The 12,746-nt window shown below is 31.8% G+C and carries 9 protein-coding genes; 8 read left to right on the top strand and 1 reads right to left on the bottom strand.

Annotated elements, in window-relative coordinates:
- The first annotated feature begins 10 nt into the window (after nucleotides 1-10).
- The 8 genes from SLH33_RS02695 (at nucleotide 11) to SLH33_RS02660 (ending at nucleotide 11,900) form a co-directional block, all read left to right on the top strand.
- Nucleotides 11-1,366, top strand: coding sequence for an HTTM domain-containing protein (locus SLH33_RS02695; protein ID WP_320417520.1), 1,356 nt, complete (start codon nucleotides 11-13; stop codon nucleotides 1,364-1,366).
- Nucleotides 1,341-3,779 (top strand): TonB-dependent receptor family protein, encoded by a 2,439-nt coding sequence (locus SLH33_RS02690; RefSeq protein ID WP_320417519.1) that lies wholly within the window; start codon nucleotides 1,341-1,343, stop codon nucleotides 3,777-3,779. Before SLH33_RS02695 ends, SLH33_RS02690 begins: the two co-directional genes overlap by 26 nt.
- A 60-nt stretch (nucleotides 3,780-3,839) precedes the next feature.
- Nucleotides 3,840-4,571 (top strand): hypothetical protein, encoded by a 732-nt coding sequence (locus SLH33_RS02685; RefSeq protein ID WP_320417518.1) that lies wholly within the window; start codon nucleotides 3,840-3,842, stop codon nucleotides 4,569-4,571.
- Between the two features lie 80 nt (nucleotides 4,572-4,651).
- Nucleotides 4,652-6,124, top strand: a complete 1,473-nt coding sequence (gene guaB / locus SLH33_RS02680; RefSeq protein WP_320417517.1) for an IMP dehydrogenase — start codon at nucleotides 4,652-4,654, stop codon at nucleotides 6,122-6,124.
- Between the two features lie 109 nt (nucleotides 6,125-6,233).
- A complete protein-coding gene (locus tag SLH33_RS02675) occupies nucleotides 6,234-8,093 on the top strand; it encodes a DNA topoisomerase IV subunit B (RefSeq protein ID WP_320417516.1) in 1,860 nt (619 codons plus the stop codon).
- Complete coding sequence (locus SLH33_RS02670; protein WP_320417515.1) at nucleotides 8,093-8,284, top strand: hypothetical protein; 192 nt, start codon at nucleotides 8,093-8,095, stop codon at nucleotides 8,282-8,284. The genes SLH33_RS02675 and SLH33_RS02670 overlap by 1 nt, the downstream gene beginning before the upstream one ends.
- Nucleotides 8,285-8,316: 32 nt before the next feature.
- On the top strand, nucleotides 8,317-11,037 hold the full coding sequence (locus SLH33_RS02665) for a DNA gyrase/topoisomerase IV subunit A (RefSeq protein ID WP_320417514.1): 2,721 nt from the start codon (nucleotides 8,317-8,319) through the stop codon (nucleotides 11,035-11,037).
- Nucleotides 11,037-11,900: a mechanosensitive ion channel family protein gene (locus tag SLH33_RS02660; RefSeq protein WP_320417513.1), complete on the top strand. Its 864-nt coding sequence runs from the start codon at nucleotides 11,037-11,039 to the stop codon at nucleotides 11,898-11,900. The genes SLH33_RS02665 and SLH33_RS02660 overlap by 1 nt, the downstream gene beginning before the upstream one ends.
- Here SLH33_RS02660 and SLH33_RS02655 read toward each other — a convergent pair.
- Nucleotides 11,897-12,679, bottom strand: a complete 783-nt coding sequence (locus SLH33_RS02655) for a TerC family protein (RefSeq protein WP_320417512.1) — start codon at nucleotides 12,677-12,679, stop codon at nucleotides 11,897-11,899. The genes SLH33_RS02660 and SLH33_RS02655 overlap by 4 nt on opposite strands.
- Nucleotides 12,680-12,746 lie beyond the last annotated feature (67 nt).

Raw genomic sequence — 12,746 nt, 5'->3', positions numbered from 1 at the left:
TTATGATATAATGTCAATTAAAAATTATTTATCACAACAAGTAAACTCCGCTTCATTAGCGGTTTTTCGTGTTTTATTTGGTGGGATGATGTTTTTAAGCATTGTTCGTTTTTGGTACAATGGGTGGATTGACAAACTCTACATACAACCAAAATTTTTCTTTTCTTATTACGGATTTGAATGGGTTAAACCATTAGGTGATTATACTTACTTATTATTTATTTTCTGCGGATTATCAGCTTTACTAGTTGCTGTCGGTTTTAAATATAGAGTAGCCATTATAGCTTTCTTTTTAAGTTTTACCTATATAGAGTTGATGGATAAAACCACATATTTAAATCACTATTACTTTATTAGTATTCTGAGTTTTGTGTTGATTTTTCTACCCGCAAATGCTCGATTTTCTCTAGATGCTTTCATCAACAAAAAAGAATATGTTTCTATTCCTAAATGGACGATTGATAGTATAAAAGTGTTATTAGGAATTGTATATTTCTATGCAGGTTTAGCCAAATTAAATTCCGATTGGTTGTTCAGAGCAATGCCACTTAAAATATGGCTTCCGTCAAAATATGACTTACCATTAATAGGAAACAATTTGATGCAACAAGAGTGGTTTCATTATGCAATGAGTTGGAGTGGTGCTATGTACGATTTAACCATTCCGTTCTTGTTATTGTATAAAAGAACACGACTTTTAGCTTTTGCGTTGGTGGTATTTTTCCATGTTTTTACAAGAGTATTGTTCCCAATAGGAATGTTTCCATTTATAATGATTGTTTCTACTTTAATTTTCTTTGAAAGTAGTTTCCATGAAAAAATAATAACGTGGATTAAAAAGGTGTTTTCTATTTCAACAGAAAAATTACAGCAAGTACAGAATTATCACTATAAAAACAGACTTTCAGTTGGGGTAATTACTGTATTTTTGCTAATTCAAATTCTATTTCCGTGGAGATATTTATTGTATCCGGGAGAATTATTTTGGACAGAAGAAGGTTATCGTTTTTCATGGCGAGTTATGTTGATGGAAAAAGCAGGATATTCAAATTTTAAAATTGTTGATGGTGAAACTAAAGAAAGTTTTTACGTCAATAATACTGATTTTTTAACCTCTTTTCAGGAGAAGCAAATGAGCTTTCAACCCGATTTTATTTTGGAATATGCTCATTTTTTAGGAGATCATTATACGAATAAAGGGTATAACAACATTGAGGTTTACGTAGATAGTTACGTGGCGTTGAACGGACGTTTAAGTACTCGTTTTATAAACCCAAAAGTAGATTTATACCAACAGAAAGATAGTTTTAAACATAAAGATTGGATTTTACCTTTTACAGATGAAATTAAAATTAAAGGATTATAGTTTTTTTATTTTTTTATTGATGATATCATCATCAATTTTTGCGCAAACAAAAATATCAGGAACAGTAACGTCGCAAGACAAAAAGATGTTGCAAAAAGTCCAGATTTTTGATGCTTCTGGTAATACATTAGCAACAACAAATTCAAAGGGCTATTATGAGTTTGAAACTAAGAAAAAGAAGTTTTCAGTTGTTTTTTTCTTGGATGAATATGAGCTTAATGAAGTAATTATTTCAACAGATGCTAAAACACAATATAACATTGTTTTAAATCCTTTTTCTGAAGAATTAACGGAGGTAGAGATCAAAGCACAAAAACGTAAAGTTTTTGAGTTAAAACGCTTAAAAGATGTTGAGCAAACAGCTATTTACGCAGGTAAAAAAACAGAAGTAGTTTTAGTGAGTCAATCTACAGCGGCACTGGCATCAAACAATGCTCGTCAAATTTACAACCAAGTAGCAGGTTTAAATATTTTTGAAAATGATGATGCAGGTTTGCAACTAAACATTGGTGGTAGAGGTTTAGATCCTAATAGAACTTCAAACTTTAACACGCGTCAAAATGGATATGATATTAGTGCAGATGTTTTAGGGTACCCAGAAAGCTACTATACACCACAAGCAGAAGGTTTAGAAGAAATTCAAGTTGTTAGGGGAGCAGCTTCTTTACAATACGGAACTCAATTTGGAGGATTAATAAATTTTGTAATGAAAAAACCAAACCCTAATAAACCACTTGAAATCATTACTCGTTCTACTTTAGGGAGCAATAATTTATACACAAATTTCACAAGCCTTGGAGGAACGTCAAACAAAGTAAGTTATTACGGTTATTACAATTATAAGCAAGGAAATGGTTTTAGACCAAATTCTGAGTTTAATTCAAAAAATGTTTTTACACACGTAGGTTATGAAATTAATGACAAATCTAAGGTAGAAGCAGAGATAACGTATTTAAATTATTTAGCACAACAAGCCGGTGGATTGACAGATACAATGTTTAAAGAAAACCCATTTCAAAGTAATAGAACTCGTAATTGGTTTAAAGTTGATTGGCTTTTGTATAATTTAAAATTTTCTCATAATTTTTCAGAAGATACCAAGTTTACCTTTAATTTCTTTGGTTTAAATGCCTCAAGAAAAGCAGTTGGATTTAGAGATAGAAGAATTGATATTGTTGATGATCCAAATCAACCTAGAGAATTATTAGTGAGCGATTTTAAAAACTTTGGTTTTGAAGCGAGATTTTTAGATAAATACACGATTTTTAATAAAGACGCCACTTATTTATTCGGTGTAAAGTACTACAATGCTAATAACAAATCTGTTCAAGGACCAGGAAGTGCTACTAGTTTAGCAGATTTTGAGCTGGCTTCGGATGAATTTCCTAATTATATAAATCAGTCTGATTTTAGCAATCCAAATCAAAATATAGCTGTTTTTGGAGAAAATATTTTTTATGTTTCTGATAAGCTTTCAATAACACCAGGATTTAGATTTGAGTATATAAAAACAGGAAGTGATGGTTACAAACGAAGAACAAACTTAGATGGTGCGGGTAATCCAATAGGATTTGATGAAGAGTTTGATAATATTACCAAAGAGCGTTCTTTTGTGTTACTAGGCTTAGGTTTAAGTTATAAACCTTCAGATAATTTAGAAATGTACACAAACATATCTCAAAACTATCGTTCTATAACTTTTTCAGATGTAAATATTGTAAATCCATCTAATGCGGTAGATCCAAATTTAGAAGATGAAAAAGGATTTACTGCCGATTTAGGATTTAGAGGTGATGTAAACAATTATATTTCATACGACGTAAGTGCTTTTGCTTTATTTTACAACAATCGTATAGGTGATTTTAACACAACAATTCCTCCGGTAAATAATGTTGGTTTATTAAGAACCAACATTGGTAAAGCACGCATTTTAGGTATTGAATCTTTAGTAGATGTGAATCTTAAAAAGGTATTTGATTTTTCTAACGATTACAGTTTAAATGTATTTGTTAATTCTTCTTTTACAAACTCAGAATATACAGAATCTAAAAGAGCAGGAATTAAAGGAAACAAAGTTGAATTTGTACCAGATGTTAATGTAAAAACGGGAGTTAGAGCTGGTTATGAAAACTTTTTAGCAAGTGTACAGTATAGTTACTTATCTGAACAATTTAATGATGCTGATAATACCCCAATTGAAGATTTATCTAATGCGGTAAGAGGAAAAATTCCAGCGTATGATATTTTAGATGTGTCTTTATCTTACAAATACAAATATTTCAAGTTAGAAACAGGTATAAATAACCTATTGGATAACCATTATTTTACGCGTAGAGCAACGGGTTATCCAGGTCCAGGAATTATTCCATCAGCTCCAAGAAACTGGTATGCAACACTACAACTCAAAATTTAATTTGGTTAGTTTGTAATTAACCTATTTTAAATTTATTGTTTTTATTGTATTTTTATACAAATGAAAATCAATATGTTAGAGTCGGTTAATTTGCAGGAGAAATTATTGAGAGTTCGAAATAAAGAGCTTAAAAAAACAGATGTTTTAGATTGGGTACAGCAGATTTTTAAAGATGTTGATAAAAATAGGATAGATACTCAATCAAAATTAGAAACTTCAGAAGGAGGTAACTTTAATGTTTTTAATATTGATAAAGTAGAAGCTGATGCAATCTTTCATATCAATCAAATTAAGAAGATTTGTATCGACTATCGTTTACGTTTTTTAGACACCAAATTTTTTAAAGGAGAATATCCTGTGGAAGCTATTTCTAAAATTCATCAGTTAGAAAGAACCCACAACACTGAGCTTGACGGATTTAAAATTATGGCACCGTCAGTATTATTTCGATTAAAAAAAGCAGACGATCCAATTCTTTTTGCCCCCATGGGAAATGATTATTATTACTTAATTCATAAATGGGGTAATGATTTACATCCCTTGCGAAAACTAAAATACTGGGCTATTAAAAATGTAACTAATCTTACTATTACATTGGCTGTTTTTAGTTTGGTTTTGTCAGCAATTACCCATCAGTTTTTCTTTAGAGAGCATACATCATTTGGGTATTTTTTAATGTTGTTTATGTTTTATTTTAAAGGAGCTGTAGGATTAACTTTGTTCTACGGAATAGCTCTTGGTAAGAGCTTTAACGAATACATTTGGCAAAGTAAATACGATAAAGTTTGTTAACATAAAAATAAACTAAGTAATTGGTAGAAAAATAGTATATTTGCATGCAATTAATACACAACACACTAAATTAATTGCACATGCAAGCTCATCAAAATAAATTTGTAGGTGAAGGTTTAACATACGACGATGTACTACTCGTTCCTGCCTTCTCAGAAGTCCTTCCAAGAGAAGTTAACATTCAAACTAAATTTACTCGTAACATTACTATTAACGTTCCTATAGTTTCTGCTGCTATGGATACCGTTACAGAAAGTGCTATGGCCATTGCCATTGCTCGTGAAGGTGGAATAGGAGTATTACATAAAAACATGACTATTGAAGATCAAGCGTTAGAAGTACGTCGTGTAAAACGTGCTGAAAGTGGTATGATTATCGATCCTATTACATTACCATTAACCGCTATTGTTGCCGATGCAAAAAATGCTATGAAAGAGCATAGTATTGGCGGAATTCCAGTAGTTGATGATAATAAGAAGTTAATAGGAATTGTTACTAATCGTGATTTACGTTTTGAAAAGAATAATAACCGTCCAATTACTGAAGTAATGACTTCAGAAAACTTAATAACAGTTGAAACAGGAACTTCATTAAGTGATGCAGAAATTATTCTTCAAGAAAATAAAATTGAAAAACTACCAGTTGTAAATGATGATGATACTTTAGTTGGATTAATCACTTTTAGAGATATAACCAAACTAACTCAAAAACCAATTGCAAACAAAGATCGTTTTGGTCGATTACGTGTAGCTGCAGCATTAGGAGTAACTGGAGATGCAGTTGAAAGAGCAGAAGCTTTAGTGAACGCTGGAGTAGATGCAGTGGTTATAGATACAGCTCATGGACACACTAAAGGTGTGGTTTCTGTATTAAAAGAAGTAAAAGCTAAATTCTCAGAATTAGATGTAATTGTAGGAAATATAGCAACACCCGAAGCAGCAAAATATTTAGTTGAAGCAGGTGCAGACGCTGTTAAAGTGGGAATTGGACCAGGATCCATTTGTACAACACGTGTGGTTGCCGGTGTTGGTTTTCCTCAGTTTTCAGCAGTATTAGAAGTAGCAGCGGCTATTAAAGGGTCTGGTGTTCCTGTGATTGCCGATGGAGGTATTCGTTATACGGGAGACATTCCAAAAGCCATAGCAGCAGGAGCCGATTGTGTAATGTTAGGTTCGTTATTAGCAGGAACAAAAGAGAGTCCTGGAGAAACCATTATTTACGAAGGAAGAAAGTTTAAGTCGTATCGAGGAATGGGATCAGTAGAAGCAATGAAGCAAGGATCTAAAGATCGTTATTTCCAAGATGTAGAAGATGATATTAAAAAATTAGTGCCAGAAGGTATTGTCGGTCGTGTTCCTTACAAAGGAGAACTATTTGAAAGTATTCATCAATTTGTAGGAGGTTTACGTGCAGGTATGGGGTACTGCGGAGCAAAAGATATAGAAACCCTAAAAGAAACAGGTAAATTTGTAAGAATTACCGCTAGCGGTATTAATGAAAGTCACCCACATGATGTAGCAATTACCAAAGAAGCACCAAATTATAGTAGATAATTTACTAATAATTAAAGTTTTAAAAACTCTGTTAATAACTATATTAACAGAGTTTTTTCTTTTTACACGCTAAATAGTATTTTAGCACGTACCTCAATATTTTGAATTTATGACGCAAGAAACACAATATACCGAAGACAATATACGCTCGCTCGACTGGAAAGAACATATCCGTATGCGTCCGGGGATGTATATTGGTAAACTAGGTGATGGATCTTCTCCAGATGATGGAATTTATATTTTAGTAAAAGAAGTTATTGATAACTCTATTGATGAGTTTGTAATGGGCGGTGGTAAAACCATTGAGGTGTCCGTACAAGGTAATAAGGTTATCGTGCGTGATTATGGTCGTGGTATTCCGTTAGGGAAGGTGGTTGATGTAGTGTCTAAAATGAATACCGGTGGTAAATATGATTCTAAAGCTTTTAAAAAATCGGTGGGATTAAATGGAGTAGGTACCAAAGCAGTGAACGCATTATCAACCTATTTCAAAGTAGAATCTACACGTGATGGTAAGTCTGCATCCGCAGAATTTGAAAAAGGAAATCTAACCAATCAAGAATTGTTAGATGAAACCTCTCGTAGAAAAGGTACCAAGGTTACCTTTATTGCAGATGAGACCATCTTCAAGAATTATAAATATCGTCCGGAATATATCACACGTCTGTTAAAAAACTACGTGTATTTAAATCCGGGATTGACCATCATTTTTAATGGTGAAAAATATTATTCTGAACACGGATTAAAAGATTTATTAGAGGATAACAACAATACAGATGATATGTTGTATCCAATAATTCATTTACGAGGCGATGATATTGAAATTGCGATGACGCATAGTAAAACACAATATTCAGAGGAATACCATTCATTTGTAAACGGACAAAATACAACACAAGGCGGAACGCATTTAAATGCATTTAGAGAAGCGGTAGTAAAAACTGTTCGTGAGTTTTACGGTAAAAACTTTGATGCTTCAGATGTTAGAAAATCAATTATTGGAGCGATTTCTATTAAGGTAATGGAACCTGTTTTTGAAAGTCAGACAAAGACCAAATTAGGTTCTACTGATATGGGAGGTGATTTACCAACGGTGCGTACCTATATCAACGATTTTGTTAAAACTCAATTAGATAATTATCTGCATAAAAACACTGAAACAGCTGATAAGCTTCAGAAAAAGATTTTACAAGCAGAAAAAGAGCGTAAAGAGTTATCAGGAATACGAAAATTAGCTAGAGATAGAGCAAAAAAAGCGAGTTTACACAATAAAAAATTACGCGATTGTCGTATCCATTTTGGAGATACAAAAAAAGAAGGCTATTTAGATACTACGTTGTTTATTACTGAGGGAGATTCAGCTTCGGGTTCTATTACCAAATCTCGTAATGTAAATACGCAAGCGGTGTTTAGTTTAAAAGGAAAACCGTTAAATTCCTACGGATTATCTAAGAAGATTGTGTATGAGAATGAAGAATTCAACTTATTACAAGCAGCCTTAAATATTGAAGACGGTTTAGAAGACTTACGCTATAACAATATTGTAATTGCTACCGATGCCGATGTCGACGGAATGCACATTCGATTGTTATTGATCACCTTCTTTTTACAGTTTTTTCCTGAAGTTATTAAAGAAGGACATTTATACATATTAGATACCCCTTTGTTCAGGGTACGTAACAAAAAAGAAACCATTTACTGCTATTCTGAACAAGAAAAGCAAGAAGCTATTAATAAACTAAAAGGAAAACCTGAAATCACCCGATTTAAAGGATTGGGGGAGATTTCTCCTAACGAGTTTGTGCATTTTATTGGTGATGATATCCGTTTAGATCCTGTAATGTTAGATAAAGACATGTCGATAGAACAAATGCTTGAGTTCTATATGGGTAAAAACACACCGGACAGACAAAAATTTATCATCAATAATTTAAAAGTGGAACAAGATTTAATTCCAACAGAAGGATAATGGAAAAGAAAGATAAATTTTTTGATATCATATCGTTTGTATTTGTAATCATATTGGTTTTATGGTTTACTCAAATAGATTATAGTGATTTGTCTTTTAAAAATAACACATCTCCTTATTTAGGAATCCTTTCAGCAGCGTTATTCATTTTTGTAATGCAATTTGCAAAGAAGAATCAAAAAAATAAATAATTCCCAAACATTAAAGGTTTAAACATTCATACATGAGTGAAGAAAACAACAATTACGAACACGACGAAGATATAAACAACGAAAACCAACCAGAAGTTACCGAAAGTATTACCAAGGTAACAGGTATGTATAAAGATTGGTTTTTAGATTATGCTTCGTATGTAATTTTAGAACGTGCAGTACCATCTATTGAAGACGGATTTAAACCTGTACAGCGTCGTATTATGCATTCTATGAAAGATTTGGATGATGGACGCTACAATAAGGTGGCAAATATTGTAGGGCATACCATGCAGTATCATCCGCACGGAGATGCTTCTATTGGAGATGCAATGGTGCAAATGGGGCAAAAAGAATTGCTGATTGATATGCAGGGTAACTGGGGAAATATTCTTACGGGAGACCGTGCTGCAGCACCTCGTTATATTGAAGCACGTTTATCAAAATTTGCGCTAGATGTTGTTTTTAATGCCAAAACTACCGAATGGCAAGCCTCGTATGATGGTCGTAAAAAAGAACCTATAAACTTACCTGTTAAGTTCCCGCTATTGTTAGCACAAGGAGCGGAAGGAATTGCCGTGGGTTTATCTACTAAAATATTACCTCACAATTTTAACGAGTTGATAGATGCCTCTATCAAATATTTAAAAGGAAGAAGTTTTACCATTGTTCCTGATTTTATCACAGGCGGAATAGTAGATGTAACCGATTATAAAGATGGAAAACGAGGAGGAAAAATCCGTGTAAGAGCTAAAATTTCTGCGTTAGATAAAAAGACCTTAGTAATTACTGAAATTCCGTTTGGTACCACTACCAGTTCGTTAATTGATAGTATTTTAAAAGCCAACGAAAAAGGGAAGATAAAAATTAAACAAATTGAAGATAATACAGCTGCCAATGTTGAGATTTTGGTACATTTACCACCCAATATTTCGCCAGATAAAACCATTGATGCATTGTATGCTTTTACCAGTTGCGAAAACTCCATTTCACCACTATGTTGTATTATAGAAGATAACAAGCCAAAATTTATCGGAGTTTCAGAAGTGCTTAAAAAATCTACTGATTATACAGTTGATTTACTAAAAAAGGAATTAGAAATTCAGTTAAATGAATTAGAAGAACAATGGCATTTTTCATCACTTGAGCGTATTTTTATTGAAAACAGAATTTATCGAGAAATTGAAGAGGAAGAAACTTGGGAAGGTGTTATCAGTGCTATTGATAAAGGTTTACAGCCGCACATCAAACATTTAAAACGAGCAGTTACAGAAGAAGATATTGTACGTTTAACCGAAATCCGAATTAAAAGAATTTCAAAGTTTGATATTGATAAAGCCAAACAATTTATTGAAAGTTTAGAAGAAAAAATAGTTGAGGTTAAGCATCATTTAGATAATTTAATTGAATATGCTATCAACTATTTTAAAGACCTTAAAGCTAAGTATGGTAAAGATAAAGAGCGTCAAACAGAGATCAGAATTTTTGATGATATTGTAGCTACTAAAGTAGTAATGCGAAATTCTAAACTATACGTAAATAGAGAAGAAGGATTTATTGGTACTTCACTTAAAAAAGACGAATTTGTTTGCGATTGTGCCGATATTGATGATGTAATTGTATTTAGAGAAGATGGTACTATGGTGGTGACCAAAGTTGATGCTAAAACTTTTATAGGTAAGGGTATCATTCACGTAGCCATTTTTAAGAAGAAAGATAAGCGTACGGTTTATAACATGATTTATCGTGATGGGGCTAAAGGAGCTAGTTATATGAAACGCTTTAACGTTACTTCGGTAACTCGTGATAAAGAGTACAATTTAGCAAATGATAATCCAAAGTCAAAAGTATTATATTTTACAGCAAACCCAAATGGAGAGGCAGAAGTAGTAACAATTTTATTACGATCGGTAGGTAGCGTTAAAAAGTTAAAATGGGATATTGATTTTGCAGATTTAGCTATTAAAGGGCGTGCAGTAAGAGGAAATTTGGTAACCAAACATCAAATAAAGAAAGTAGAGTTTAAAGAAGCAGGAGCTTCCACGCTAAAACCTCGTAAAATATGGTTTGATGAAACGGTACAGCGTTTAAATGTGGATAAGAGAGGGGAGTTATTGGGTGAATTTAGAGCTGAGGATAAAATTCTTATCGCAACACAATCAGGTAAAATAAAAGCGGTCACTCCTAATTTAGAGATGCATTTTGATAATGATATGATTGTGCTAGAAAAATGGAAGCCAAACAAACCTATTTCGGCAATCTATTTTGATGGAAATAAAGAACGTTACTTTGTAAAACGTTTTTTAATTGAAGTACCTGAAAAAGAAGAAATATTTATATCTGAGCATGAAAAGAGTCAGTTAGAAGTAGTAGTTACAGATTATAGACCTATGGTAGAAGTGGTATTTTCTAAACGTAGTTTAGAGAATATAGAAGTGAATTTAGAAGAGTTTATTACAATTAAAGGTATCAAAGCTTTAGGAAATCAACTAACTACCGATAAGATTAAGCAAGTAAATATTTTAGAGGCACTACCATATGAAGAACCAGAAGAGGAGCAAGTTGAAGATATTGAGGTAAATGATGAAGAAGAAATTGTTGATGAAAGTGAATTAGAATTAGATGTAGATAAGGTTGAAAAGCCTAAAAAAGAATTTGATACAGCTAAAGAAGACAAAGCTCAAAAAGCTTTACAAAATGCTTTAAAAAGGAAAAAAGAAGCTAAAGATGAAGATCAAACATCATTATTTTAATGAAAGAAATCTTAGATAAAATATTATCTCCTAATGACTTATGGAGCATAATGTTATTCATTATGTTTATTACGTTAATAGCATGGATTATATCAAGAATACTTCGGTTTATCATTTTATTAATTCTAAGAGCCAGAAAAAAAGATAGATTTGGTAGAACCAGTATTCAGTTTTTACGTAATTCTGTAAAGTTTTTTATTGGTGGGTTTGCTTTTATTTACATAGTGTATAGCATACCCATGTTTAAAAGTAAGGCTAACTTAATATTTTCTGGAGCCGGAATTTTAGCCGCTATTATTGGTTTTGCTGCTCAAGCGGCTTTATCTAATTTAATTGCTGGTGCTTTTATTGTTATTTTTAAACCTTTTAGAGTTGGTGATTATATTAAGCTAGATGAGTTTAGAATGGGTATTGTTGAAGATATTACTTTACGCCATACAGTTATCAATAATTTTGAAAATAAACGTCTTATCATACCCAACTCGGTAATTAGTACCGATTCTATTTTAAATCATACTATTGAAGATTCTCATATTTTAAGCTTTAATAATTTTAAGGTAGGCTTAAAAGCTGATATTGATTTAGCAAGAAAAATCATTCAAGAAGAAGCTTTAAAAATGCCTCCGGTTATGGACAATAGAACACCAGAACAAATATTGTCTAATAAACCTCAAATTGAAGTTAGAGTTATTGATATACATGAAAACCATATACACATGAGAGCGTATGTATGGATTAATGAACCTTTTTTAGAATTTAAAACAAAATGTGACCTTAAAGAAATAGTACATAAACGTTTTGTTAAAGAAGGGGTTGATCTACCAATTCCAATTACTGAAATTATTAAAGCAGATAATATTTAAAGTTCTTCGTCTTCAATCGTTTTATGAAGCTCAACAGGCTTAGCTTTTGCTTTATTAGCTCTAATAACTAAAAACTCTACAAAAATTGAAAATGCCATTGATGAATAAATATATCCTTTTGAAATAGGTTGTTCTATACTTTCTGCAATTAAGGTAATTCCAATAAGTAATAAAAATGCCAAAGCCAGCATTTTAATACTAGGATGATTGCTAATAAAATCACTAATAGCATTAATGGTAAATATCATTATAATCATTGAAATTACAACAGCAATAACCATTATTTCAATATGATCTGCCATTCCTACTGCAGTAATTACAGAATCCAAACCAAAAACAATATCTAGTAAGCCAATTTGAACTACAGTTTGTAAAAAAGATAATTTTTTTCCAGACGGAGTGTCTTCATTACCCCCTTCTAAACTTTCATGTATTTCATGAATACTTTTATATAAAAGAAATAAACCACCAACAAATAAAATAATATCTCTACCAGAAATAGCTAATCTTTCATGCCACTCACCACCAATACTTAACAAACTATCTAAATTAAAAACAGGCTTGGTTAATGACATTATCCAGGTAATTGATAATAATAAAATAATTCTAGTTATTAAGGCAAAAGCTAAACCTAAAATACGTCCTTTTTTTTGTTGGGGGATAGGAAGTTTATCAGTTTGAATAGTAATGAATACAATATTATCAATACCTAAGACAATTTCCATAACCACTAACGTTATTAGTGCTAACCAAGATTCAGTTGAGCTTAAAAATTCCATTTGCTATTTTATGTATTTGAATACATAAAAATATTACTTTTTTTTATTAAAAATAAGATGAGGAATA

This window comes from Tenacibaculum sp. IB213877 (assembly GCF_034043975.1).
In the GTDB taxonomy this organism is placed as follows: Bacteria; Bacteroidota; Bacteroidia; order Flavobacteriales; family Flavobacteriaceae; genus Polaribacter.
This window is presented reverse-complemented; position numbering and strand designations above follow the sequence as displayed.